The organism is Clostridium tetanomorphum, assembly GCF_017873215.1.
Classification (GTDB): Bacteria; Bacillota; Clostridia; order Clostridiales; family Clostridiaceae; genus Clostridium_AO; species Clostridium_AO tetanomorphum.
The window spans coordinates 121,701-146,052 of sequence record NZ_JAGGKA010000012.1 but is presented as its reverse complement, the minus strand read 5'-3'; the positions used below and the strand labels follow the sequence as shown (position 1 = coordinate 146,052).

Sequence of the window (24,352 nt, the reverse complement as noted above, 5' to 3'; positions counted from 1 at the left end):
AACTCATTTGGATTTAAAGCATCTTTAAAGTTGCTATGAAATACCTAAAAAACGCTGTCGCGTTAGCAAATTTTTTATGCTAATGCGACAGCTCCTTCTATTTTATCAACAACAACAAATCTAATAAAAATATATTTATTAGTATTAGCATGCTTAAGAAACTTTCTCCCTCCCCGAAGAAATTACTTAAATGTTTTAGACAGGTTTCCTGACTTAGCTTCATTCTAATCCTTTTCCTTCCCATGATCCATTAAGTATCACAGTGGTTAATAAAAGTTTCGTCTGCATTACAGTAGCAGGGGCTGTAGAGGATTTACACCTCTTTCCCTATTAATCTTTATTAAGAATCTAAAATATGTTTTATTCAGTTTTAAAATACATTTAATATTTTAAAAAATTTACACTATTTTGTATAATTGTACCATTTCTAGTAATACTATGTCAACATAATTTTAAAAAACATTATACATTTTGTAGAAAAATAACTTATAATATTTTATCAACCATAATATATTCAAACTTATGAGTTTGTTTGTCTATTTTTTCACACTTCACTTGAAATCCAATTTTTTTATAAAAATTAACTGCATTCTCATTATCCTTGTAAACCGATAAGGACAATTTATTATATATATTTCTTACATAATCAATTAATTTTCTTCCAATTCCTTTTCCTTGACAACTTACATCTATAAATAATGCTCCTATATATTCACCATTAATTACACTTATGAATCCTTTTATATCACTCTCTTCTAAATACACATAGGTTTCAGATTTTGGAATATATTCTTCTTTTACAATACTATAATTTTCTATCCAATACTTTTCTGGTATAAAGTCATGAGCTTTTATAGTAGCTTCTTTCCAGATTTTCATAACTCTATTAATTTCATTTTCATTTAATTTTCTAATCATAGTAGTTTCCTCCTAATTAATAATACTTCTGCTACTACCATGAAGATACTACATTCTATTATATATTTAATATATATTTTTATCATCCTATAGTCCAAGCTTAAAAAATAAAAAACTGTGGATTAATTCCACAGTTTAATGTCAAAAGTCATATAAATAAAACATCTGTCTTAATTTATATATTAATATTTGATGAGTGGAAATAGCATCTTCATAGTTATTTTGACTAAACATATCACAAACTAAGGTATTATAAGTACCTGTTTTGACATATTTTTATAATAATTTTTAATAACTAAAGAACTACTCCGCGCATCAAACACCTCACCTATACTTTATTTTAATTTATTCGGAGTTATTTTAACATAAATATAAAATTATATCAACAATTTTACAGGGATTTATGATATCATGTTTATAACTTAACATCTAAAAAGAAAGGATAGAAATAAAATATGTCAGAAAAAATTTTAACAATAAAATTATTAAAAGAAAAATTTGGAGTTTGTAGATTAAACAAAGAAGATTTAATTCCTGACTGGGTAAAAAATGGTGATTTTTTTTCTATAACAAAAACATTAGACGAATTATCATTTGTCTGCCTTGAATCTAGTATTCCTAATGATATAAAATCGGAAAAAGATTGGCGAATCTTAAAAATTGAAGGTCCATTAGACTTTTCATTAATAGGAATTTTGTCTTCAATTAGTACAATATTAGCAAATAAAAGAATAAGTATATTTGCTATTTCCACCTATGATACAGATTATATCCTTATTAAAAATAAAGATATCAATACCGCTGTAGATGCATTGTCTAAGGAAAACTATGAAATTATTAATGAATAATAATAGGAGCCAGACACTGTGAAAATACAATGCCTGGATCCTATTATTTCTTAGCTCCAGCTAAAGCTTCATCTACACCTTTTAGTATAGCTTTGCTAGATATTGTAGCTCCTGTAACAGTATCTACACCTTCTGTAGATTGCTTCTTTATTATCTTTGGGATTAATACATTTTTTACTCCATCTAAAATTCCATTATCTTTTTCTTCTGCATCAACCTTTATGTTTTTTATTTTTCCTTTAGCAACTTCTACAGTTATATTCAGTTCACCATTACGTAATTTTTCCTTAGACTTATATTCTCCATCTTTATATACTCCCTCAGATCCACATCCTATAAGAACTATTCCTAAAGTTAAAACTATTATCATTGATAAAATTGTTTTTTTCATTATATTTTCCTCCATCAAAACACCTAAAAAGAAATAACAAATTAAAAATATGCCGAACTAGTTATCTCTTTAAATATGTGTAATCAAAATCTATTTCACAGAAGTAGCTGCATTTTTTCCTGCTATTCTACCAAAAACAATTATATCTGCTAAAGAGTTTCCTCCTAATCTATTTCCTCCCTGGACACCTCCAGTAACTTCTCCAGCAGCATAAAGGCCTTTAATAACTTGTCCTGATTTATCTAATACTTCAGCATTTTTATTAATTTTTATACCACCCATGGTATAATGAACAGCTGGTGCAATTTCAATAGCATAGTACTTGCCATTTTCAAAAGAACGTGGCATATCTGCTCTATTAAATTGAACATCCTTTTTATTCTTTACAAATCCATTATAATCATTAACTGTTTTCTTTAATACCTGTGGATTGACATTAATCTTTTTAGCTAAATCTTCTATAGAATTTCCCTGCGTTACTAGCTCCATATCTATATAACTTTCTATAGCTTTCAAGCTCTTTCTAACATTATCATCAAATAAAAGATAGGCTGTTTTTCCTTTTTGATTAAGTATAGCTTTTGATACTACATCTCTTGTAGCTAATTCATTTATAAAACGACTTCCATGGTAATTTACAAGTATAGCACCATTTCCTCTTACTGCTTCAGTAATCATCATGCCTGTTTTAGGAACTACTGTTGGATGAGTTTGTATTTGATCCATTTGTGTAAGTTCCGCTCCTAATTTTACAGCCATATCAATTCCATCCCCAGTTGCTCCTGGGTGATTGGTTGTCCCAAAATCTTTTAACTTAGAATTATATTCAACAACTTTTTCTTCACTAGATCCAAAACCACCAGTTGCAATAACAACTGACTTTGTATCTATAGTGTATTCCTTGCCATCTTCATTTAATGCTTTTACTCCTTTTATATTTCCTTTACCATCCTTTAATATCTCTACTACTTTACTGTTAAGCCTTACATTAATTTTTTTATCCTCTGCTGCTTTTTTCAAAGTTTTTACTATATTTGAGCCAACTTCTCCACCACCAGCAGGCCTATGGGCTCTATCATTACTTGCTCCAGCAAGCCTTCCTACATCTGTTAAATCTGCACCTAAATCTGCCAGCCACTCCACTGCATTTGCTGCTTCAGAAGTTAAAACTCTAACTAATTCAGGGTTATTTTTATAATATCCACCCTTCATTGTATCTTCATAAAACTTTTCAACACTATCTTTTATATTTTTTCCCTTTTGAAATTTAGTTCCCGCTGCATTTATTCCTCCAGTTGCCCTTAGAGTATTTCCTCCTACCATTGGCATTTTTTCAAGAACTATAACATTGGCTCCTGCATTTTTAGCTTCTACTGCTGCAGTAAGCCCTGCTCCCCCTGCACCAACTATAACTATATCAGCTTTTGTTGAAGTCGTCCCTTCCACTGTGCTAGTTTTACTAGTTCCACAACCTGCTAAACTTCCAACTGTAAGCATGGTTACAGTTACAATAGATAGTAGCTTTTTTAAATTCATAGCCTAATCCTCCAATCTCATAGGTGAACCCCTATTAATAACAACATATATTATATATTACTATATAAATATTTTAAAGATAATTTATAGTTTCACTTAAGATACCTATGCTCCTCAATACTATGAACCGAAGTTTTATTATATGTTATAATGAATATTATATTGACACTTTTCATGAAAGGAAGATTATAATGGATATTACTATTAGACAAGCATCCATAGAAGATTTAGATTCAATATCAAAAGTAGAAGAAAGCTGTTTTCCATATGCAGAAGCAGCTACAAGAACCTCTTTAGAACAACGTATTAAAACCTTCTCAGAAAGCTTTTTTGTAGCAGAACTTGGAGGAACAATAATTGGATTTATCAATGGTTGTATTATAAATAAAACTGTTATCTATGATGAACTCTATAAAAATTCTACACTCCATATTCCAGATGGATATTATCAAACTATTTTTGGACTTGATGTAATGCCAGATTATCGCAATCGGGGAATTGCAGCACAGTTAATGAATCATATGATAGAAGTTTCAAGAAAGGCTGGTCGCAAAGGTGTTATTTTAACTTGTAAAAATAAGCTTATTCACTATTATGAAAAATTTGGATATGTAAATAAAGGTATATCTAAATCCACACACGGCGGCGCCCAATGGTATGATATGATTTTAGAGTTTTAAATGAATTTCTTTAATAGCTACAGTGCCAGGCACTTATACCTGGCACTTACATATCTCATCTTATTTTCCATTTTATTATTATACTAAGCTTATCTCTTGATAATTCTGCAAAAATTTCATGTCCCATTTTATCAACTAATTTCTTAGCTATAGCAAGTCCAAGTCCTGTACTTTTTCCACTTCTAGTGTGATCTGCTGTAAAGAATCGATTGAACAAATAATTTACATCCTCTTTCTTTAAATCCTTTGCATCATTGGTAAATGTCATTACTATATAATTTCTTTGTTGCTTTAAAGTTATATTTATAAATTCTTTACTATATTTAATCATATTTTGTATTAAATTTGAAATTATACGCCTTACTGCATTATCATCCGCAATAACTAACGGTATTTTCTCCTCTATATTAAGAATAGGTTCTATTCCTTTATGTAGAAAATCATTATAAAATAAAGCTATTACATCGCACATTATATTATATAAATTAAGTGATTCAAGTTTAAATTTATATTCATTCCCCTCAAGTCTTGATAAATCATAAAAGCTATTTATCAAAGATTGTAGTGATTTTGTTCTCCTTTTTACAATATCTATATACTGTTTCTTCTCATCTTCGCATAAGCTGTCCTCTTCCATAAGTTGAATATATCCCATTATAGATGTTAAAGGAGTTCTTAAGTCATGTGAAATATTTGCAATAGCCTGTTTAATTTCTAAATCCATTTTCTTATATTCAGCCTCAGTCTTACATTTTTCTTCTAAAGCTCTATTTATTTCTAAAGTCAGCTTTTTTACTATCTTATTTGAGGTAGATAATAATATTTTTGAATTGGTTTTAATTTTATTAATTTCTTTTAATTGATTAGTTATATTTCTTATTTCTTTATATTGCAAACTATAAAGGATGGCAAATATACCAGCTATAATTATAAGAAAAATAATAGTTAAACTTTGCATAAATGTCACCCTCTCTTTTTATTTAATCTCTTTATTTTTTACATATACCATAGTTAAAATAGTGAATACTATTATATATATAACTCCTATTAAAATTGCATAACTCAAATTAGAATTTGTTAATTCTTCTTTAGCTAAAACATCTAATTGAGTTGTAATAAGTATGTCATAAATGTATTTAAATTTATCAGAAACAAGATTTGAAAGTATTAAAACAATTTTTTTAAAAAATAAAAAAGTCATGGCATATATCAAACTAAACATTGTATTACTTTTAATAACAAAAGCTAAAAAGGAACATACTGATATAGCTGCAATCCATAATACCATTGAACCAGATAATCTCTTTGTAAAATTTATTATAATATCTGTAGAAAATTTATCACCAATAGGCAATAATATCATAGCGCTTCCAAAAAACATAGTTAATATAATAATTGCTGATATTATAGAAAGAATTATTGTTGCAATAATTTTTGATAATACTAATTTATTTCTTTCAAATCCAAAAGATACAACATTTTTTAAAGTAACATTCCTCTCTTCTTCTGCTATACACATATCAACCATAGCTACTATCAAAAATACTGGAATTCCAAGCATAAAAGTTGCTGCTTGAAAAAGTACGGTTAAGTTTACATCGTTGCCAATACTAGTCGTTTTTATAATTATGTTAATTGCCAATATAAAAATACATATTCCACCAGTATAACCCCAAAAATATAACCTATTAAAATTTCTGTAAAGCTCTGCTTTTATGTAATTAAGCATGATGAGCACCTCCAATCAAATTAATAAAATAATTTTCTAAATTTGCACCAATTTGATTCATTGAGGATAACATGACTCCATTACTTACAAGAGCTTGAGCTACTATTTCAGGAGTATCTATATATTTATATAATCTAATCTCATTATCATTTAATACTTCATACTCATTGCAATGAAGTTCCTTCTCAATTGCCACAATAGCTTTTTCAATATTTTTTACTTTAATAGATATACATCTTCTACATTTTTCATTCAATTCTTTAGATGATATCTGCTCTATAAGCTCTCCGTTATTAATAAATCCATACATAGTTGCTATCTGCGAAAGCTCTCCTAATATATGACTAGATATGATTATTGTAGTATTTCTTTCTTTATTTAGTTTTAACAAAATTTCTCTAAATTCTACAATTCCCGTAGGATCAAGTCCATTGATGGGTTCATCTAAAATAAGTAAGTCTGGTGTTGCCATTAACGCAAGAGCTAACCCTAAACGCTGCTTCATACCTAGTGAAAAGTTTTTAAATTTTTTCTTTGAGTCCTTTTCAAGATCCACAATTTTAAGTACTTCGTCTATACAACCTTTTTCTGGAATTCCTCTTTGTATTCTATAATATTCAAGGTTTTTTCTTGCAGATAAATATGGATAAAAGCTTGGAGTTTCAATTATACATCCTGTTCTTCTTCTAGATTTATTTAATCCACCAAAAGATGTTTCGTTAAATAAATCAATTTCTCCCTTTGATGGCACTGTAAGTCCACATATCATTCTAAGCAGAGTAGTTTTTCCTGCTCCATTTTTCCCAACGAGACCATAAATTTCGCCCTTTTTTACCTCTATATTAATATTATTTGCGGCTAGATGATTACCATACTTTTTAGTAATATTTTTAGTCTTAAGTATTATATGATCCATATAAATCTCCTCCTCTTTCTTGTTTAATCATATTTTAAAATATAATTAACAAGATACTCTAAAGAAAAGATTAAGAAAGTCTTAAGTTTTATCACTGATTTTATACCCTATTCCCCATACAGTATGTATATATTCCATGTCAGAATTAATTTTAGCCAACTTTGAACGAATATTACTTATATGTACATTTACTGTATTATCATCACCAAGAAACTCCTCATTCCAAACGTGTTCAAACAAATTAGCCTTTGTAAAAACCTTACTTGGATTAGCCATCAAAAGTTCTAATATAGTAAATTCTCTTGCAGTAAGATAAATTTTTTCACCCCTAACTGTAACTTCTAAAGTTTCACGGTTCAAAACCAAATCCTTAAATACTAAAGTATTATTTTTCACAAATGTATTAGAAAATATCATATACCTTCTTAACTGAGCTTCTATTCTTGCCAAAACCTCATTAGTGTCAAAAGGTTTAGATATAAAATCATCTGCACCAAGCTTTAACACTTCTATTTTGGTATCCTGTGCAGATTTTGCAGAAATAACTATAACAGGCATAATTTTAATCTTTCTTATTTCACAAATCAGTTCTTCTCCTGTTATTCCAGGAAGCATTAAATCCAGCAATACTAACTGAAAATCCTCATATTCAATACACATTTTAGCTTCAGAACCTGAATAAGCTCCTCTTACCTTATAACCTTGTTTATCTAACATCTTACACAGTAAATTGTTTATATCTACATCATCTTCAACAACCAATATACTTATACTATCATTCATATCAAATATCACCAGCTTGTCTATAAAATTAAATCAATTATACCATAATTTATTTTACAATATTCTTATAATGCTATATTATTGAAATATAGATTTTGTCGAATGAGGAGATTTAATATGGAAAACTATTCAAATAATGAAGTTTCGTGTTATAAAGATATAGAAGAATATAAAGCCGATATAAAAAATGTTCTTAATTCCATGATATCTATAAATGAAAGATTAAACTTTGCTACTGTTGCAGAAAAAACCAATATAGATCCTTTAGTTATAAGGATGTATCCAGATCTTAGAATTTATATATTAGAAGAAATAAAGCATTATAAAGAACTACAAATTATAAATAATAAGATAAATAAAGCAGTTAAAACACTATTAAAGTCAAATAAAAATTTATCATTTATATCAATAATGGATAAATGCAAATTTTCATTGAATGTTGTTTATAAAAATAAATATATAAAAGATAAAATTATTCATGCATTAACTCAAAATATCAAATAAAACCTCATGTAGATTCATGTTTTTAATTTCATGAATTTACATAAGGTTTTTAACAATTACTTATAACTAAAGCTTACTAGCTGCTTCTTTATCTATAATTAAGGTAACATCACTATGAAGCTGTAATATAGATGCAGGAGTCTTAGGATTTATTTTACCTTTCATAGTCCTAAATATAGCTTCTGCCTTCGACTCACCACAGGCAAGTAGAACTATTCTTTTAGAATTTATTATTGTTTTTATTCCCATACTAATAGCCTTTGTGGGAACTTCTTCTATAGAATTAAAAAATCTTGAATTTGATTTTATAGTTTTTTCATCTAAATTTACAAAATGTGTTTCTGCCTCAAAGTCAATGCCAGGTTCATTAAACCCAATATGTCCATTTACACCTATACCTAATATTTGAAGATCTATTCCACCTTGTTCACTAATTCTCTTCTCATAATTTTTGCATTCAGCTTGTATATCTTTAGCAGTTCCATCTGGTATATTTATATTTTCTTCTTTCATATTAATATGTTTAAATAAATTCTCTCTCATATAATAATTATAACTTTGAGTATTATTCTTATTTAATCCATAATACTCATCTAAATTAAAAGACTTAACCTGTGAAAAATCTATTTCATTATTATTATACATTTTTATTAATTCTTCATACATTCCTAATGGTGTATCTCCTGTGGCCAATCCAAGTATACTATCAGGTTTTAATACAATTTGGCTAGCTACCATAATTGCCGCCTTTTCACTCATTTTCTTATAATTATCAACAACTATCACTCTCATTTATAAATCCCCCTGTAAATTAATCCTTAACTACTAAATAAATATTAACATTTAAACACTGTTTTTCCCTCTACCATAGTCTGTTTTGCATTAAATTTCGAATCAAATATAACCATATCAGCATCTTTTCCTATAGATATACTTCCTTTTTTATCATATATATTTATATCTTTTGCTGGATTTGCTGAAGCCATAGCCACTGCTTCCCATATTTTTAAATTTGTATTTTCCAAGATATTCTTAATAGCTTTATTTAAAGTTAAAATGCTTCCTGCCAAAGTACCATTTTCCAATCTAGCTGAACCTTCTTTTACTATTACTTTTTGCCCACCTAATTCCCATATTCCGTCTTTCATACATCCTGCTTGCATAGAATCAGTTATTAAAATAATTTTATCTTTTCCTTTTACTTTAAGCAAAATATTAAAAACACCTTTATGCACATGTATTTTATCCGCTATAAGTTCACAGGATATATCAGTACCAAAAATTGCTCCTACAACACCCGGTTGTCTATGATTTAAAGGTGTCATAGCATTAAAAATGTGAGTAGCATGATTCACTCCATTTTCTATAGAGAAAATAGCTTCCTCATAAGTAGCGTTAGAATGTCCTATAGATAAAACTATGTTCGTTTCTTTTTTTACCTTTTTTATAAATTCATTATTTTCATCTTGTTCTGGAGCAAGTGTTATAATCTTTATAACATCTTCAAAACCTTTTATAAAATCAAAATACGGCTTTATTATATAATCTGCCTTTTGAGCTCCTTTATAATTTTCATTTAAAAAAGGTCCCTCCATATGAGCACCTATTACCTTAGCTCCACCTAGGTCCAAATTCATACATTTTCTTATAACATTAAAAGCATTGTATATTTTTTCTTTACTCATAGTCATAGTAGTGGGTAAAAAAGCTGTAACTCCATTTTTACATATAGTATTACTTATTATTTTTATAGATTCTATTTCTGCATCCATAGTGTCTTTTCCACCTGCCCCATGTATATGCAAGTCTATAAGTCCTGGACAAATATAGTTTTCTTCTGCATCTATAATTTCTTCTAAATTAAAATTTTTTAATTTGCCTTCGTCTACTATTTCTAATATTTTTTTATCAAATATTACTACTCTATTCTCTAATAGATCATCCTCTGTTATTATTCTCCCATTAACTATAGCTCTCATAAATGCTTCCTCCTTTATTTAACATTTTTTAAAGCATCATACACTACACCATTATTTCTATCTAAGGAAGCTTTAGCCTCTTCTAGACTCATTCCAGTTTTAATCATTACTATTGCTATTTTAGGATCATAATTGCACTTAGATAATATTTCATCTACATTATTTAGCTCCTTCCCTACTGCTAATTGAACTATCTCTTTTACTCTATTTTCAAGCTTCTTATTTATAGGCTTTACATTTACCATTAAATTTGAATAAGTTTTCCCTAATTTAATCATAGCCGTTGTACTTAACATATTTAAAATCATTTTTTGAGCTGTTCCAGCTTTCATCCTAGTAGATCCCATTATTACTTCTGGTCCTACATCTACCGCTATAGCCAAATGACATACTTCTTTTATTTTTCCTTCTTTATCACACATAACTCCTATAGTTTTACATCCTATGTCCCTTCCATACTCTAATGCTCTTTTAACATAAGGTGTATTTCCACTAGCGCTTATTCCTACTAGAACATCTTTCTTATTTACTCCTCTTTTGTTTATATCATCTACAGCTAACTTTTCATTGTCTTCTGTATGTTCTAGCCATCCACTTATGGCTCTTTCTCCTCCTGATATAATACCTTGTATCATAGAATCATCTACTCCAAAAGTTGGCGGACATTCTGATGCATCTATGACTCCAAGTTTTCCACTAGTTCCACTACCTATATAGAACATCCTACCTCCTCTTTTCATACTTTCTACGATAATATCTACTGCTTCTGATATATTAGTTAACTCTTCTTCAACAGCTTGGGCTACTTTTTTATCTTCATTATTTATTTTTTTTAATATATCAAAAGTACTAAGACTATCTAAGTTTATAGTATTATAATTTCTTTTATCCATAAGACACATCTTCTTTCTATAATTAAAATTATTTTAATGTTATCTCATATTTATATATATCACTTCTATAAATAGCTTTTGTATATTCTATTGGGACTTCATTTTCCATATAAGTTGTTCTTCTAAACATAAGAGCTAAAGCTCCTTCATTTTGATCTAATAACTCTGCTTCATACTCGTTGAGCATTATAGGCTCTATAGTTTGTCTAGCTTTCATTGGATAATAACCATATTTTTCTCTAAATATTGAATATAAAGACTTACCAGCTATGGTTTCTTTTGTCACGTCTGAAAATAAATTATAAGGAATCCATACTATTTCTATTGCAACTGGTTCTCCTTCACTTTTTCTTAATCTATTTATTTCAATAATTTTATTTTCATTATTAGGCATGCATAATATAGATCTTATCTGTTTAGTCCCTTCTTTTACTTGAAATGATAAAATCTCCGTATCAGTTTTTAGTCCTTTCTCCTTCATTTCTTCTGTAAAACCCTTTAATTCAGATATTTGTTGTTTTCTCTTAGGTTTACATACAAAAGTTCCTTTACCTTGTTCCCTATATAGTAATCCCTCATTTACTAAAGACATAATTGCTTTATTTACAGTCATTCTACTTACACCTTGTATTTCACAAAGCTCTCTTTCTGTTGGTATTACTTCACCTGGTTTAAGTTCTTCATTTTCAATCATCTCTTGTAAAATTTCTTTAATTTGATAATGAAGTGGCAGAGGGTTATTCTTAGATATCTTTCTCACTACATCTTCCTCCTTATATATGTTAGTACATTAAATGTTCCTATTTAGAGTCATTTCTTACATAATTATCAATGTTTTAATTTAGCTATATACAAATTATTACTATATATGTTATTATAACATTATATTGATATGTTGTATATACAAATACTTATATCTTTATTATTTTCTATTTATTATTAATATTTATAGAAGTTTTAATATAATTATTTACCTTTTTTCGGATGGGAGGTATGTTTTATGAAAAATTTATTAGTTAGCAATTATAAAGTTATAAAAGTTTTTAATAATAATGTACTTTTAGTTAACCAAGATGGTGCAGAAAAAATACTATTTTGTAAAGGAATAGGTTTCGGCAAACATACAGGTGACATCATTCCTTTAAAAACACCTGTAGATAAAATATTTGCTATAGAAAATAAAGATAATTTTAATAATTTTAAAGAACTTATTTCTCATACTGATAGCAAAATTGTAGGGTTATGTGAAGAAGTAATTTCAATGATTTCAGATAAATTAGAAGAACAACTCAATGAAAAAATACACATTTCTCTCATAGACCACATTTCGTATACATTAAAAAGACTTATGGAGAATGATGAGATTGAAAATCCTTTTCTTGTGGAAACAGAAACTTTATACAAAAAAGAATTTGAAATTGCAAAAAAAGCTGTAAATATGTTGGAAGATCGTTTAAATATAATAATACCTGATGGAGAAGTTGGTTTTATAACACTTCATATACATTCTGCAAGAAACCAAGGTAAATTATCTAATACTTTAAAATATACATTTTTATCTAATACTATAATAGAATTTATAGAAGATGAATTAAATATAGAGATTGATAAACAATCTTTAGATTATGCACGTTTTTTAACTCATATTCGCTTTGCTATTGAAAGAATTTTAAATGACACTCCTATAAAAAATGATCTTTTACCAACAATAAAAAAACAATATGCTAAATCATATAAACTTGCAAAAAAAGTAAGTAAAATACTTGAAGATGAATTATATGCAAAGGTTGTAGACGATGAAACTGCTTATCTAGCAATACACATAGAAAAATTTATGAATTCATGTAACAAATAAGTATGAAAAGAACCTTGCAAAAATGCAAGGGCTTTTCTATTTAATTTTATAAGTAAAAATGATATCTTTCCCTGAGGTAACTTTAATATCTACATTACCTTTTATTTGTTCAATTTTTTCCACATTAGTAATTAATATAGGACTAATTAAAGAATATCCTTTTTCTTTTATGAATTTTCTATTTATTCTTACTATAGGCTCCCCAACCTTAACTCTAGTTTTCTCTCTTGCTAGTCTTTGAAAACCCTCTCCTTTTAACTTCACTGTATCTATTCCTATATGAATTAGCAACTCTATTCCATTGTCAAGGGTAATACCAAAGGCATGATTTGTTTTAAATATTAAAGATAACGTGCCATCTGCAGGAGCTACTATAACATCTTCAGAACAATCAATTGCCACCCCATCTCCTGCTAATCTACTAGCAAAAACACCATCGGGTACCTTTGATAAATCTAATACTCTTCCACACATAGGTGCTATTATAGAATTACTTTTTTTAAATAAATTAAACATATATTGACCCCCCTAAAGTTATTTTTATTATAAACAAATAAAAAAAAGGCATAAGTTGCAAACTCATGCCTGATTTAACAGTTACACGTTTTCTTTGTTAATAAGTATATATCTTCGAATTATATTTGTCAATATTCTAAATTAATTAAAAATTTTAAATTATGTATTGACATTAATTTAAAAAGTATTATAATGAAATTAAGTTATCAGCGTGTAACCAAATTAAATTTTGGGCAAAAGCTGAAAAGGTTTAACCTTTTCAGCTTTTTTTTGTTTTAATTTATGATTAATTGATGAGCGTACGGCATTAATTAATCATATTTATTAATAAATTTTATGAGGGGGGTTTATTAATGTCTAAAGGTAATAATAAAGTATTAGCAAGTTTACAAAGACTAGGTAAAGCTCTTATGACTCCAGTAGCTGTACTACCAGCAGCTGGTTTGCTAGTAAGACTTGGTGCTGGTGACTTGCTTAACATACGTTGGATGAATGCGGCTGGAAATGCTATAACTAGTAATTTGCCGATTATATTTGCAATAGGTGTAGCTGTAGGATTAGCTAAAGAAAATAATGGTGTAGCAGCCATAGCAGCTATAGTAGGTTATAAAGTAATGTATGATGTAGCTGGATTTAATAGCAGTTTAAATATGGGTGTTTTACAAGGTATTTTAGTAGGTATTTTAGCATCTTATTTATATAACAAATACAGGGCTATTAAGCTTCCTGACTTTTTAGGTTTCTTTGGTGGTAAGCGATTTGTTCCTATAGTAATGTCTTTTTATAGCATGTTCATAGGTATAGCATTATACTATATATGGCCACACTGTCAAGGCGCTGTAAATGCATTTGGTAACACATTAGCTCATGCTGGAGCATTAGGTGCTATAATATTTGGTTTCTTTAACAGATTATTGATTCCATTTGGACTTCACCATGTTCTTAATACATTATTCTGGCAACAATTTGGATCATTCACCACACCAGCAGGCCAAACTATTATTGGTGACTTTAACAGATTCCTTGCTCAGGACCCAACTGCTGGAACTTATATGACTGGTTTCTTTCCAATAATGATGTTTGGTCTTCCTGCAGCATGTTTAGCTATGATTCATACTGCCAAGGTACGCGACTTAAAAGCTAAAAAAGAACTTTCTGGTATGCTTCTTGGATTAGCATTTACTTCTTTCTTAACCGGTATAACTGAGCCAATAGAATTTTCATTCATGTTCCTAGCTCCTGCATTATATGTTGTCCATGCAATCCTTACTGCAAGTTCCATGGGGATTACCTGCTTGCTTGGAATAAAGGATGGTTTTAGCTTCTCAGCAGGCTTCATGGACTATCTTTTAAACTTTGGTATAGCATCAAAGCCAATACTTTTATTTGGAGTAGGCTTAGTTTATGCCGTACTTTACTACTTCGTATTCAGATTCTGTATTATTAAATTTAACCTATCTACACCTGGTAGAGATATGGAAGAAGAAACTACTTCAGCTTTCTCAAGTTTAAGTAATTCAGACCTTACACCTAAGGCTGCTGAAATTTTAGATGCTATTGGTGGAAAAAATAATATAGATGTTTTAGATGCCTGCGTAACTAGAATAAGACTATCTGTTAATGACGGAAAGATGATTGACGAATCAAGATTGAAAAAAATAGGCGCTAGTGGAGTTATGAAACTTGATGATAAAAATTTCCAAATAGTTGTTGGAACAATAGCTGATCCATTAGTAACTCATATGAAAGAATTAATGAAAAAGTAATTTATAAAATGAGAAAATTTTTGATTACTATTGAAGAACTAGATAATTTATATAATTAAGAATTTACTGGAAATTTTATTTTCCAGTAATATTTTTTTATAGTTTAGAAATTCATTATCTTTTATTACTTTTTACTTCTAACACTTAAAAATAACTTGAAATATAGATCTCATAGCATGACTTCTAGTAATATTGAAAACTTCCCACGCAAATGAACTAATTAGTGTAGGAAATTGTTTTATACTAAATATTATCATATTCTATAAAAAATATTAAAATTTAATATAATCTTTATAGTGGTTATTTTATCTTAAGTTATATAATTTATAACTATTATTTATTCTTTATGTAATAATATTTTATTTACAATATCTATTCTTAAATCACCTAATGTATTGGCTATTTTAGTATCTATAATTCCATTTTTATAAAATCTCTCTTCATTAGCTTTACTAATCTTAACTACTTTCTCCTCTAATTTCTCATATGTCATAAGTCCCTCTAAATATAAATCTACTAAATCCTTCACGCATATAGCTAATTCCTTTGGGTTCTTATAAACTGTTCTCATCTTACTTTCCTCCATATCTTTTCTTACTAACTTTCATAAATCTTTTTATAATATTTACTCTAATAACTTACAGCAATTTATTAATTTATTATCATTCCCATTAATAGCGAATCATAAAATACATCATTAATTAAAAAATCTCTTTTTAATACTCCTTCTTCTAAAAATCCAAATTTCTTATATAGGTAAATCCCACGTGTATTATCAGTTCTAACTCTTAAATTAATTTTTCTAATTATTCTGGAATTTTTACTCCAATTAATTAAATATTTAATGAGCTCTTCACCTATACTATTTCCCCAATATTTTTTAAGAACACTTACTCCAAACTCTCCAACGTGAAAATTTCTTTCTCTTGCTCCTCCAGAAAAATTCAAATTCCCAACTATCTTTCCATCAATTTCGGCTATAATGAATAATGTATTTTTCTTATTTAAAGCATTTAAAATAAATTCTTCTTCTTGTTCAATACTTCTTCCAAACTGCCCTATTCCAAATGTTAAAAAATCTGATTCACCACCAATTATATTAAGATATTCTATTAATTCTTTAGCATCTGACTTAATAGCTTTTCTAATTAAAATTTTTTACCATTACAGTCTATATATTTCATCAAATATAGCTCCTATTCTAAAATTTTCTATACTTTAATTACAATTCCTATTAAACTTGCAAGTGAAATAGCTTGTGCAGGTGTAACTATAACCCCCTTAACGTCCTCAATTCTTGCCCCCATTCCATCAATGTTACAACTACAAAAATCCATTCCTTTTAACTTAGTACCATACATTTGGCTTTGAGTCATATCCGTATTTTTAAATTCAACTTTAGAAAACTCACTTTCTTGAAAATCAGCAAATGGAAGTTGGCAATCACTAAATAAAACTTGTTTAAAATCTACAAATCTAAAAAATGCATATTGTCCATTACACTGATTAAAAATAACATTTCTAATAGTTGATTCACTTAAATTAATGCCTATGAGCTTACAGTTTACAAATTCAACTCTATGTATTGAAGATTCTATAAAATTAACATTTGATAAATCACAGTTTTCAAATCTTATATCCATAAATTCACTACATTCAAATGACACATTTCTAAATACTACATTGTTAAATATGATTTCTTTAAAAGATACCTTTCTAGCATTAAGATTTTCTAGATGACACTTATTTATAATTACTGTTGAAACTGAATCATAATCTAATATATTACTTTCTAAATGTTCAAAATTAGCTAACTCATTGGGAATTCTAGGTTTTAATACCCTTATATTATTTTTATCTTCCTTCATATTAATCATCCTCTTTTATCCTTATTTCCAAGTGATTTCTTCAAATTCAATTTTCTCATATTTCTCTTCATCAGTTATTATAAATATGTTATTTTCAATAGTCCTAATATCTTTATAATTTTTATTTTCAATAACTAGTTTATAAAATTTATCTATGATTTTACCTATAAATTTAATAATAATTTAATAGGATAATTATAACATATATGAATACCTTTTTCTTTGTGCATAAAGTATTTCTGAAACAAACTTCTTTCAATGATTATCTAAAGATTATAAAAATAATTTATAAATTTTTATTAATAAATTGGTAGATATTTTCCATAACTTGAAAATATGAACCTTGTAACTTATTATTCAAATATATTATATTAGAACTACATTAAAAAATAATAAAAAATTAGGAGGAATGTTGTTATGAAATCAATAGGAATGGTAAGAAAGGTAGACGAACTTGGTAGAATAGTAATACCAAAAGAAACAAGAGAGTTACTTTTTATTAAAGAAGGAGATTCATTAGAAATTTTTAGAGATGAAAATGCTATATTTTTAAGAAAGTACTCTCCTGGTTGTACTTTTTGTGGTAATATGAATAATGTTACTCTCTTCAAATCTATGTATATTTGCGAAGAATGTAAAAGAGATTTAAAATCTTTCAAAACAGAAATATAAACAATATTTAATGGATGGATGAACTATATAAAATATTATAAATATTATTTTATATGTTGGATCTAATACTAGTACAGACCCAACACATAACTTAATTATTTATACTATCCTTATTTTTAAATAAAATATCCCAAAAAGCAATACCAAAAGAAAATCCCAAAGGAGTTGATATTTGATTTAATATATTTACTTGACCTTTAATTAGATATGTTAATAAAATATTTACTGCCAAAAGTATTATAAAAGTAAGAAAAAACCTGTTTAATCTTTTTCTTATTTCCCATCCATTCAACTTTATAATGTTTAAAATAGTAATAAAACTAATATAAAAAATAAAGAAAAAGATAAACATTATATAACCACTTACAACTTTGCCGGCAAATGAATTATTTATATTGTTATAAGCAATAAAAACTGTAGCTACAGTCCATATAATAAATAAAACAAATATACCCCTGGTAATATTTGACAATATTCTTTTTTTCATTTTTTAAGCTCCTTATATATTGATCCCTAGTACTAAATTATATGCTCTTAAAAATATTTCCTAATTTTCTTTGTAATAATTCTATAATTTTAGTCCTATCATCTTCTTCAATATCTTTCTTACGTATCAGTGAAGCCATATTTTCATTATAATAAAAAATCAAATAATCTTTGGATTCAAGAACACGATACAACTGATCATAACGTATTTTACTCTTTCCTTCAATTTTCTCATTAAATGTAACAATACAATTCTCATAAAATATTACTGTTTGATAAGTACCAAAAGCCCCTACTTTATCCGTTCTAATCCTTTTCTTGTTTCTATCTTCAACTTTAAAACAAATAATGCCAAAAATAAAAGCTGTCATAATAACCCAAGTAACTAAAAATGTAACTATATTAAATGAACCTTTATCAAAAGCTATAACAGCTGATCCAATTGCAGCCATAAATAATATCATTGGAATAATGATTGGTGTTTTCTTAAATGTAGCTACATATAAGAACTTTCGATAATCTTCCTTTTCCATTGTGGTCTTTACGGTAAATAGCATTTTTTCATCCATAACATTAATACTCCTCCTGTTCCTGTAATAACAAAATTGACAGTTCTAAATAGATAAAAATTATTCTTAATTGCCAATTGTACTACGTAAACAAAAGTACAGAGTACTTTTATTTATTATTAATTAATTATAACATATTAATAAATAGAAATTAGAATATTATGCTGCATATATAATCAATTTATCATTAATTATCAAAAAACAAAAATATCCTAAGATTTTTCTTAGGGTATAATTAAATTTACACTACTCTCTACAGTTAAATACTCTACTTATTTTTAAGTTTGCTTCTATACTATTCCTAATTTTTTGTTTACCATTTTATTTGATCTAGTTGAAGCATCTAGTATTTTTTCATAAAGAGAATCATTACTATATCCTTGTTTTAAATATTTATTTTCATAATACTCAAATGGCAGGTTATGATTATTAATATCCAAATGTTTTGCAAGCTTTCTATCTCTCATTAATTTTCTAGCTTCCGTTCTATACTTATTTCTTAAATAATGGGCTTGTATAGCTTGCTGTTTTATTGACAAGGATTTATCTATTTTATTAATAATATTTTTGTCATGGTAATTATACCATTTTCTCACTTCTACATTACTTAATTTGCCCATTAAGTTTCTGTATTCTATAAAATCATTAGCTTTTAAAACCTTTTTTAACCTTTCTACTCTTATTTTTACACTTAACACAGTATACATCATATATTAGAATTTATCAACTATATATAAATCATCTCTTTAAAATTAAACCCTTCATTGCTTTATTATATTTTTAATCCACTTACTTCTTTATTTACTCTTTTACTGCTAATGCAAAATTTATATTTTCAAAAGCAGTATAATCATCATCTCTTCCTTTAAAATAATTTTGTCCAATTTCTAAAGGAGTCAAATGTTCATAGAGTTGAAAACCTGCCTTTTCTAAATCCAAAACTAATTCCCTATATGAATAGCAACTTTTCATGGGCTCTCCACATTGGATAGCCGCATGTATCATATTTTGTACACGTCTTGTTGTTTTTTCAATATCAAATATGTTACGATCTGCGTAATCAAAAACAACAGAACTGCCTTTCGGTGAAACATTTGCTATATCTTTTAATGTATCTACTATTTCATCTTTGGTTAAATAATAAGTTACACCAAGCCAACTATAGAAGCTTAATTTATTTTTATCAAAAGTTGATTTTTTCATTTGTTCTATAAAGTTACCTTTTGAAAAATCAATAGGTATAAAATGCAAATTTTTAGGTACTTCCCATCCAGCCATTTTAATTCGTTTTAATTTTAATTCTTGGGTGGCAGGATGATCTAATTCAAACACATCAATATGATCTAATAACTCCTTGTTTCGAAATGCAAAAGTATCAAATCCCGCTCCTAAAATAATATATTGCTTTACACCAAGTCTTACAGCAAGTTTTAACATATCTTCTGTGTACCTACTACGTGATAAAGAAATAGGAGCTATTTGATTTTGAACAACTATTCTTAAAGCAGCTTCTTTATCCTTGCAAGTTTTCGCTTTATCTGGAGCAACAAAGCCTATGCCCCCTGCCAAAAGCGGTTATTAGAACTGTGATACTTGCCTTGTTATCCTTCATTATATTCCCTCCTAAAATTATTTTCAAAAACATATTGATATTTTAATATAATTATGATATAATGTAATTTATCGACTTTATATATTTTATAATTTGTTTTTATCTTTGTCAATATGAAATAAAAAATTTACTATTATAAAAAAGCTTTGAATAGTCTTATAAAACTATTCAAAGCTTTTATTTTTATATTCTAATAAAATATTTATTGAATTCATTGTATGTCCATGTATATAAAATAATGTAAATTTATCAGTATCCTAACTGTTTCCCAACAATAATTACTTTTATTCTTCCCTTAATAAACTGTCCTCTAATAACTACAAAGTCATTACAAATTCTATTTGGACTTTTACAATCTATGCAATAGCCTAAATTGGTACAAGGAGTATTTTTGTTTAACCTTTTTGCATCAATTGGTGCAGAATAGTTTCTTACTCTCTTTTCCGCTTCATCTATATCCTTAACAATCTTATTAATTCCACATACTAAAATAACCTGTTTGGGCCCATATATCATAGGAGCAACTCTACTTCCATTACCATCAATATTATAAAGTTCGCCACTTTCCGTTAAAGCATTTGTACTACACATAAAAGTATCTGCAGAAAAATTTTTAATATAAATTTGTTTTTTTCCTTCACTTGTAATTCCATCCTTATATTTGTCTAAAAAAGTATACTTACCTTTACGAAGAAAATCTATTACTCCTGTTTCAAATAGTGTCATAGAATCACCTATACCAATTACAGATTTCTCAGCAATGAGTTCTTTTAAAAGTTCTACCAATTTATCATTATCTTTAACAAAGAAACCTTCCATATTATGTTTCCTTAAATTATCTATAGTCCTATCAACTCGATTCTTTATATACCATAAAACATTGCTATCCATAAAAATTATCTACCCTTTCCCTCTCATTAAATATAAAATTACATATATTACCATTTTATTCCTGGGTCATCTGCCATATTATTGATGGTTCCATTTGAATACAAAACAGAATAATGATGCAACAAAGGATTATTGTTATTCTTTGTAGACTGGGGAAATACAAATAAAATCTTAAATTCCTTTCCTGCTGTATAACCCATAATCTCTTCTCCGTTACACTTTACGTCATATGCCGGACTTCCTAATACCTCTTTTACCATTGATAAAGATATTTGTTTTAAACTTCTGTCAAAAGATCTAACTTCAAAAATTTGCGAACCTTTATTAGATCTAAAAACTATATTGTGTTTTGAATAAGTAGTATACATTCCTTTAGCTTTCTCTACGAAATCTGATTTATCTGCTTTTCCCCACATTTTTTCTACCTCTTCAATGCATGTAGATTTAGCTGGAAATTCACAATTAATAATTTTCCCTTGTACTGCTAGTTTCTTAATATTTTCAAGGAGAGCCTTTTGTAAATTATTTTGTTGCTTTATTTTACTTAAATTATTTTCAGAACTTTTTGTTTCAATATTATTGTTGGAAGTATTACTAGCTAAATTCGAATTAACATTAGAACTATTTGAAACTTTATTCTTAACTTTATTACTATTTGCTTTATCACTTGAAATTTTAGATGTACTTGAACACCCCACCATAAACGTTAATAATAAAACTATACTAGTTACTATAATTGATTTTCTACTAAATAATGATATCATATTTTCTTTAGCAAGAGTTAGTATCGTATATACTACTCTTCTAAATGCTCACCTCCTTAAACTATATTTAAATTATAACTCTTTATAAACAATAAATATTTACAAAACGGTTATATTTCTCACGTTTTTTTAATTACCTTTACCAAGATATAGCTAATTACTACAATTCAAATACATATTATAATACCACCATAACCTAACTTTTAGGTTTGCCTTTCCTAAAAATATCTTCTGATTGTTGTCTGCATTCATTCATATATACTTTAGAAAATCTTATCTAGCACAAAATCTTTATGTAAAGTAATATAGTGTAATTAATAATATGGTATTTATAGTAGTTATAGTTGCATTCCTATATATAAAAATAACTATAAGTAAATAATATATAGTTTGTATAATTGTAGTAGTTATAGTAAACTATATATGTGGTAATTATATCTATAATATGTAAATATAGGGACGTAAGTTGAATGGACGTATTAAAGATAAAAATAGGAAAAAATTTTATTTGCACTATATTGATAAATACGGTTTATTAGAACAAGTTGAAAATGAAGTGATACAAGAATTTTATGAAATGTAAAAACACTTAATTTTATAAGATTTATGGTCCTATTTTTAAAAATATAGGACCATAAATCTTATTTCTTAAATAATACTTTTACTAATTTCTTTTACTTAGAACTATTACATTGAAGCCATTTTTCTACATTCATCTGCACATGTACGGCACTCTTGTGCACATTTCTGACAATGATCATCTTTAAACATTGCACATTCTTGTGCACATTTATCACAAATAGTAGCACAGAGATTACAATGTTGTTTTGCAAATTCACCATTCATAGACATCATTGCTACTGACATCTGGCACATTTCTGCACATTCAACAAGAATCTTTATACAATTTTTTCTTGCACTAACATCTGGTTCATTTAAACAAGCTTCAAAACATTCATAACATGCTTGAGCACACCTTCCGCAAGCATCTATACATGCTTGATATTTATCAGTTACTGTAGTTACTACTCCCACTTTAAACATCTCCTTTAGTTTAATTTTTTTTACAAAAATATTATTCCTCTAAAAAATACTTTTATACATAATCCAATCTTCCCATAATAACTTGTATATAATTACAATATAAAAAATACCGTAAAATTGAATTCACTCCTAATTTTACGATATTTAAAAAATTTATCTAATGAATATTTTTAATCATCATAATAAAACTTACATATTGGCTTATTCTTTTGTACTATTAATTATTATTTTTTCAATCTAACTGGTACTTGAATTTCTGTTAGCCAATCTTCCTCTTTTTCCTTGTTCCATACACCATCTATATAAGATTCTCTAGGATTGCCAATAACTTCATATTTATTTTCTTCAATCCATTTAAAGGTATATAAATAAGAAGTTCTAAGATTTGCATAAGATCCTTTATGCAATACACATACTGCAGTAGGAACAGCTTCTATAGTTTTAAATTTTAGTATTTCCGTATCCTCTTTCATTTCTGTTACCGCTTCACATATTTCTACATCAACATTTAATTCTTTATACTCACAATCATGATAAATATTGAAACAATAATTTGGAATAGCACATACACAACCTAGTCTTTCCATTTCTTTAGCCATAACATTTGGTGCTAAATGAAAAAGTGCTCCGTAATTGGGTATTATTTGTCTCATTGAAGCTACTATAACTTTGGGTAATTCTTTAATAATTGGATCATACATAGAATAATCTTCTCCCTTCACACTATTAAGATAACTACGAATTTGCAAAAGCTTCACCTTTTCCTCTTCAATATTATTTAAAATATCCTGCTCTTTTAACTTTAAAAACGTATTAATTGCAGTAGGATTATCTATTACTTCTTTTATTTGCTTTAAAGATAATCCCATCTGTTTTAGTGTGATAATTTTATGAAGTTTAGGTAATTGTTGTGATGTATAATACCTATATCCTGTAAATTCATCTACATATTCAGGTTTCAGTAAGCCTATTTCATCGTAGTGTCTTAAAGTCTTTGTAGTAATCATATTGATTTTTGAAAAAATTCCTATACTAAACATCTGATCACCTGCGCATTTGATTTGATATTTTGAGTATAATCTTTTACCCAAGGTTAAAGTCAACAGCTTATTTTAAATTTATATATAATCTT

At 27.4% G+C, this 24,352-nt stretch carries 29 protein-coding genes and 1 riboswitch; of the genes, 6 read left to right on the top strand and 23 right to left on the bottom strand.

Going from position 1 to position 24,352, the window contains the following annotated elements; translation table 11 throughout:
- Positions 1-181: 181 nt before the first annotated feature.
- Positions 182-367, bottom strand: a riboswitch (cobalamin riboswitch).
- 119 nt (positions 368-486) lie between these two features.
- Positions 487-918 (bottom strand): N-acetyltransferase, encoded by a 432-nt coding sequence (locus tag J2Z24_RS12840; RefSeq protein ID WP_035145764.1) that lies wholly within the window; start codon positions 916-918, stop codon positions 487-489.
- Positions 919-1,373: 455 nt separating this feature from the next.
- On the opposite strand from J2Z24_RS12840, the gene J2Z24_RS12835 reads away from it, so the two are divergent.
- A complete protein-coding gene (locus J2Z24_RS12835) occupies positions 1,374-1,766 on the top strand; it encodes an ACT domain-containing protein (RefSeq protein ID WP_035145763.1) in 393 nt (130 codons plus the stop codon).
- A 43-nt stretch (positions 1,767-1,809) separates the two neighbouring features.
- Here J2Z24_RS12835 and J2Z24_RS12830 read toward each other — a convergent pair whose 3' ends face one another.
- Both J2Z24_RS12830 and J2Z24_RS12825 read right to left on the bottom strand, forming a co-directional pair.
- Complete coding sequence (locus tag J2Z24_RS12830) at positions 1,810-2,157, bottom strand: FMN-binding protein (protein ID WP_035145762.1); 348 nt, start codon at positions 2,155-2,157, stop codon at positions 1,810-1,812.
- Positions 2,158-2,247: 90 nt separating this feature from the next.
- Positions 2,248-3,693: a flavocytochrome c gene (locus tag J2Z24_RS12825; protein ID WP_035145760.1), complete on the bottom strand. Its 1,446-nt coding sequence runs from the start codon at positions 3,691-3,693 to the stop codon at positions 2,248-2,250.
- Between the two features lie 191 nt (positions 3,694-3,884).
- On the opposite strand from J2Z24_RS12825, the gene J2Z24_RS12820 reads away from it, so the two are divergent.
- Positions 3,885-4,373, top strand: coding sequence for a GNAT family N-acetyltransferase (locus J2Z24_RS12820; RefSeq protein ID WP_035145758.1), 489 nt, complete (start codon positions 3,885-3,887; stop codon positions 4,371-4,373).
- A gap of 55 nt (positions 4,374-4,428) precedes the next feature.
- Here the strand turns inward: J2Z24_RS12820 and J2Z24_RS12815 are convergent, their stop codons facing one another.
- From J2Z24_RS12815 to J2Z24_RS12800, 4 genes are all read right to left on the bottom strand, one after another.
- Complete coding sequence (locus tag J2Z24_RS12815; RefSeq protein WP_035145757.1) at positions 4,429-5,331, bottom strand: sensor histidine kinase; 903 nt, start codon at positions 5,329-5,331, stop codon at positions 4,429-4,431.
- An 18-nt stretch (positions 5,332-5,349) separates the two neighbouring features.
- Positions 5,350-6,102, bottom strand: coding sequence for an ABC transporter permease (locus tag J2Z24_RS12810; protein WP_035145756.1), 753 nt, complete (start codon positions 6,100-6,102; stop codon positions 5,350-5,352).
- Positions 6,095-7,018 carry an ATP-binding cassette domain-containing protein gene (locus J2Z24_RS12805; protein WP_035145755.1) on the bottom strand — a complete coding sequence of 308 codons (924 nt, stop codon included), beginning with the start codon at positions 7,016-7,018 and terminating at the stop codon, positions 6,095-6,097. The genes J2Z24_RS12810 and J2Z24_RS12805 overlap by 8 nt, the downstream gene beginning before the upstream one ends.
- A gap of 81 nt (positions 7,019-7,099) precedes the next feature.
- Positions 7,100-7,801 (bottom strand): response regulator transcription factor, encoded by a 702-nt coding sequence (locus J2Z24_RS12800; protein WP_035145754.1) that lies wholly within the window; start codon positions 7,799-7,801, stop codon positions 7,100-7,102.
- Between the two features lie 117 nt (positions 7,802-7,918).
- Here J2Z24_RS12800 and J2Z24_RS12795 point away from each other — a divergent pair, with 117 nt between their 5' ends.
- Positions 7,919-8,305, top strand: a complete 387-nt coding sequence (locus J2Z24_RS12795; RefSeq protein WP_035145752.1) for a hypothetical protein — start codon at positions 7,919-7,921, stop codon at positions 8,303-8,305.
- Between the two features lie 66 nt (positions 8,306-8,371).
- On the opposite strand, the gene nagB is transcribed toward J2Z24_RS12795, so the two are convergent.
- From nagB to J2Z24_RS12775, 4 genes are read right to left on the bottom strand one after another with little or no spacing between them, the layout of a single operon-like run.
- Positions 8,372-9,097 carry a glucosamine-6-phosphate deaminase gene (nagB, locus tag J2Z24_RS12790; RefSeq protein ID WP_035145750.1) on the bottom strand — a complete coding sequence of 242 codons (726 nt, stop codon included), beginning with the start codon at positions 9,095-9,097 and terminating at the stop codon, positions 8,372-8,374.
- Positions 9,098-9,141: 44 nt separating this feature from the next.
- Positions 9,142-10,284: an N-acetylglucosamine-6-phosphate deacetylase gene (gene nagA / locus J2Z24_RS12785; protein WP_035145748.1), complete on the bottom strand. Its 1,143-nt coding sequence runs from the start codon at positions 10,282-10,284 to the stop codon at positions 9,142-9,144.
- A 14-nt stretch (positions 10,285-10,298) separates the two neighbouring features.
- Positions 10,299-11,177: an N-acetylmuramic acid 6-phosphate etherase gene (murQ, locus tag J2Z24_RS12780; RefSeq protein ID WP_035145745.1), complete on the bottom strand. Its 879-nt coding sequence runs from the start codon at positions 11,175-11,177 to the stop codon at positions 10,299-10,301.
- 28 nt (positions 11,178-11,205) lie between these two features.
- Positions 11,206-11,937 carry a GntR family transcriptional regulator gene (locus J2Z24_RS12775; RefSeq protein WP_035145743.1) on the bottom strand — a complete coding sequence of 244 codons (732 nt, stop codon included), beginning with the start codon at positions 11,935-11,937 and terminating at the stop codon, positions 11,206-11,208.
- A 240-nt stretch (positions 11,938-12,177) separates the two neighbouring features.
- Here J2Z24_RS12775 and glcT point away from each other — a divergent pair, with 240 nt between their 5' ends.
- Positions 12,178-13,032, top strand: a complete 855-nt coding sequence (gene glcT / locus J2Z24_RS12770; protein ID WP_035145741.1) for a glucose PTS transporter transcription antiterminator GlcT — start codon at positions 12,178-12,180, stop codon at positions 13,030-13,032.
- A gap of 36 nt (positions 13,033-13,068) precedes the next feature.
- Here glcT and J2Z24_RS12765 read toward each other — a convergent pair whose 3' ends face one another.
- Positions 13,069-13,548 carry a PTS sugar transporter subunit IIA gene (locus J2Z24_RS12765; RefSeq protein WP_035145740.1) on the bottom strand — a complete coding sequence of 160 codons (480 nt, stop codon included), beginning with the start codon at positions 13,546-13,548 and terminating at the stop codon, positions 13,069-13,071.
- 353 nt (positions 13,549-13,901) lie between these two features.
- On the opposite strand from J2Z24_RS12765, the gene nagE reads away from it, so the two are divergent.
- Positions 13,902-15,314, top strand: a complete 1,413-nt coding sequence (nagE, locus tag J2Z24_RS12760; protein ID WP_035145737.1) for an N-acetylglucosamine-specific PTS transporter subunit IIBC — start codon at positions 13,902-13,904, stop codon at positions 15,312-15,314.
- Positions 15,315-15,651: 337 nt separating this feature from the next.
- Here nagE and J2Z24_RS12755 read toward each other — a convergent pair whose 3' ends face one another.
- The 3 genes from J2Z24_RS12755 to J2Z24_RS12745 all read right to left on the bottom strand — a co-directional run bounded on the left by J2Z24_RS12755 (position 15,652) and on the right by J2Z24_RS12745 (position 17,182).
- Complete coding sequence (locus J2Z24_RS12755; RefSeq protein WP_035145736.1) at positions 15,652-15,885, bottom strand: TIGR04540 family protein; 234 nt, start codon at positions 15,883-15,885, stop codon at positions 15,652-15,654.
- An 80-nt stretch (positions 15,886-15,965) separates the two neighbouring features.
- Entirely contained in the window at positions 15,966-16,409 is a 444-nt protein-coding gene (locus J2Z24_RS12750; RefSeq protein WP_242990791.1) for a GNAT family N-acetyltransferase, read from the bottom strand.
- Positions 16,410-16,525: 116 nt separating this feature from the next.
- The gene (locus J2Z24_RS12745; RefSeq protein WP_035145731.1) at positions 16,526-17,182 is read right to left on the bottom strand and encodes a pentapeptide repeat-containing protein; all 657 of its coding nucleotides are present in this window, start codon (positions 17,180-17,182) and stop codon (positions 16,526-16,528) included.
- Between the two features lie 417 nt (positions 17,183-17,599).
- Here J2Z24_RS12745 and J2Z24_RS12740 point away from each other — a divergent pair, with 417 nt between their 5' ends.
- The gene (locus J2Z24_RS12740) at positions 17,600-17,854 is read left to right on the top strand and encodes an AbrB/MazE/SpoVT family DNA-binding domain-containing protein (RefSeq protein WP_035145729.1); all 255 of its coding nucleotides are present in this window, start codon (positions 17,600-17,602) and stop codon (positions 17,852-17,854) included.
- A gap of 91 nt (positions 17,855-17,945) precedes the next feature.
- Here the strand turns inward: J2Z24_RS12740 and J2Z24_RS12735 are convergent, their stop codons facing one another.
- From J2Z24_RS12735 to J2Z24_RS12700, 8 genes are all read right to left on the bottom strand, one after another.
- Positions 17,946-18,341, bottom strand: coding sequence for a hypothetical protein (locus J2Z24_RS12735; protein WP_035145728.1), 396 nt, complete (start codon positions 18,339-18,341; stop codon positions 17,946-17,948).
- 37 nt (positions 18,342-18,378) lie between these two features.
- A complete protein-coding gene (locus J2Z24_RS12730; RefSeq protein ID WP_051593151.1) occupies positions 18,379-18,909 on the bottom strand; it encodes a YcxB family protein in 531 nt (176 codons plus the stop codon).
- A 290-nt stretch (positions 18,910-19,199) separates the two neighbouring features.
- Positions 19,200-19,607 carry a hypothetical protein gene (locus tag J2Z24_RS12725; protein WP_173679850.1) on the bottom strand — a complete coding sequence of 136 codons (408 nt, stop codon included), beginning with the start codon at positions 19,605-19,607 and terminating at the stop codon, positions 19,200-19,202.
- A gap of 103 nt (positions 19,608-19,710) precedes the next feature.
- Entirely contained in the window at positions 19,711-20,478 is a 768-nt protein-coding gene (locus tag J2Z24_RS12720) for a class I SAM-dependent methyltransferase (protein ID WP_051593149.1), read from the bottom strand.
- 292 nt (positions 20,479-20,770) lie between these two features.
- On the bottom strand, positions 20,771-21,412 hold the full coding sequence (locus J2Z24_RS12715) for a lactate utilization protein (RefSeq protein WP_035145726.1): 642 nt from the start codon (positions 21,410-21,412) through the stop codon (positions 20,771-20,773).
- Positions 21,413-21,459: 47 nt separating this feature from the next.
- Positions 21,460-22,176 carry a YjgB family protein gene (locus J2Z24_RS12710; protein WP_035145724.1) on the bottom strand — a complete coding sequence of 239 codons (717 nt, stop codon included), beginning with the start codon at positions 22,174-22,176 and terminating at the stop codon, positions 21,460-21,462.
- A 687-nt stretch (positions 22,177-22,863) separates the two neighbouring features.
- Positions 22,864-23,211, bottom strand: a complete 348-nt coding sequence (locus tag J2Z24_RS12705) for a four-helix bundle copper-binding protein (protein WP_035145723.1) — start codon at positions 23,209-23,211, stop codon at positions 22,864-22,866.
- A 233-nt stretch (positions 23,212-23,444) separates the two neighbouring features.
- Positions 23,445-24,260, bottom strand: coding sequence for a MerR family transcriptional regulator (locus J2Z24_RS12700; RefSeq protein WP_035145722.1), 816 nt, complete (start codon positions 24,258-24,260; stop codon positions 23,445-23,447).
- Positions 24,261-24,352 lie beyond the last annotated feature (92 nt).

Excerpts from the sequence above, each read along its gene's own strand:
- J2Z24_RS12840 (WP_035145764.1), bottom strand. The coding sequence starts at position 918 with ATGATTAGAAAATTAAATGAAAATGAAATTAATAGAGTTATGAAAATC.
- J2Z24_RS12835 (WP_035145763.1), top strand. The coding sequence starts at position 1,374 with ATGTCAGAAAAAATTTTAACAATAAAATTATTAAAAGAAAAATTTGGA.
- J2Z24_RS12830 (WP_035145762.1), bottom strand. The coding sequence starts at position 2,157 with ATGAAAAAAACAATTTTATCAATGATAATAGTTTTAACTTTAGGAATA.
- J2Z24_RS12825 (WP_035145760.1), bottom strand. The coding sequence starts at position 3,693 with ATGAATTTAAAAAAGCTACTATCTATTGTAACTGTAACCATGCTTACA.
- J2Z24_RS12820 (WP_035145758.1), top strand. The coding sequence starts at position 3,885 with ATGGATATTACTATTAGACAAGCATCCATAGAAGATTTAGATTCAATA.
- J2Z24_RS12815 (WP_035145757.1), bottom strand. The coding sequence starts at position 5,331 with ATGCAAAGTTTAACTATTATTTTTCTTATAATTATAGCTGGTATATTT.
- J2Z24_RS12810 (WP_035145756.1), bottom strand. The coding sequence starts at position 6,102 with ATGCTTAATTACATAAAAGCAGAGCTTTACAGAAATTTTAATAGGTTA.
- J2Z24_RS12805 (WP_035145755.1), bottom strand. The coding sequence starts at position 7,018 with ATGGATCATATAATACTTAAGACTAAAAATATTACTAAAAAGTATGGT.
- J2Z24_RS12800 (WP_035145754.1), bottom strand. The coding sequence starts at position 7,801 with ATGAATGATAGTATAAGTATATTGGTTGTTGAAGATGATGTAGATATA.
- J2Z24_RS12795 (WP_035145752.1), top strand. The coding sequence starts at position 7,919 with ATGGAAAACTATTCAAATAATGAAGTTTCGTGTTATAAAGATATAGAA.
- nagB (WP_035145750.1), bottom strand. The coding sequence starts at position 9,097 with ATGAGAGTGATAGTTGTTGATAATTATAAGAAAATGAGTGAAAAGGCG.
- nagA (WP_035145748.1), bottom strand. The coding sequence starts at position 10,284 with ATGAGAGCTATAGTTAATGGGAGAATAATAACAGAGGATGATCTATTA.
- murQ (WP_035145745.1), bottom strand. The coding sequence starts at position 11,177 with ATGGATAAAAGAAATTATAATACTATAAACTTAGATAGTCTTAGTACT.
- glcT (WP_035145741.1), top strand. The coding sequence starts at position 12,178 with ATGAAAAATTTATTAGTTAGCAATTATAAAGTTATAAAAGTTTTTAAT.
- J2Z24_RS12765 (WP_035145740.1), bottom strand. The coding sequence starts at position 13,548 with ATGTTTAATTTATTTAAAAAAAGTAATTCTATAATAGCACCTATGTGT.
- nagE (WP_035145737.1), top strand. The coding sequence starts at position 13,902 with ATGTCTAAAGGTAATAATAAAGTATTAGCAAGTTTACAAAGACTAGGT.
- J2Z24_RS12755 (WP_035145736.1), bottom strand. The coding sequence starts at position 15,885 with ATGAGAACAGTTTATAAGAACCCAAAGGAATTAGCTATATGCGTGAAG.
- J2Z24_RS12745 (WP_035145731.1), bottom strand. The coding sequence starts at position 17,182 with ATGAAGGAAGATAAAAATAATATAAGGGTATTAAAACCTAGAATTCCC.
- J2Z24_RS12740 (WP_035145729.1), top strand. The coding sequence starts at position 17,600 with ATGAAATCAATAGGAATGGTAAGAAAGGTAGACGAACTTGGTAGAATA.
- J2Z24_RS12735 (WP_035145728.1), bottom strand. The coding sequence starts at position 18,341 with ATGAAAAAAAGAATATTGTCAAATATTACCAGGGGTATATTTGTTTTA.
- J2Z24_RS12730 (WP_051593151.1), bottom strand. The coding sequence starts at position 18,909 with ATGGATGAAAAAATGCTATTTACCGTAAAGACCACAATGGAAAAGGAA.
- J2Z24_RS12715 (WP_035145726.1), bottom strand. The coding sequence starts at position 21,412 with ATGGATAGCAATGTTTTATGGTATATAAAGAATCGAGTTGATAGGACT.
- J2Z24_RS12710 (WP_035145724.1), bottom strand. The coding sequence starts at position 22,176 with ATGATATCATTATTTAGTAGAAAATCAATTATAGTAACTAGTATAGTT.
- J2Z24_RS12700 (WP_035145722.1), bottom strand. The coding sequence starts at position 24,260 with ATGTTTAGTATAGGAATTTTTTCAAAAATCAATATGATTACTACAAAG.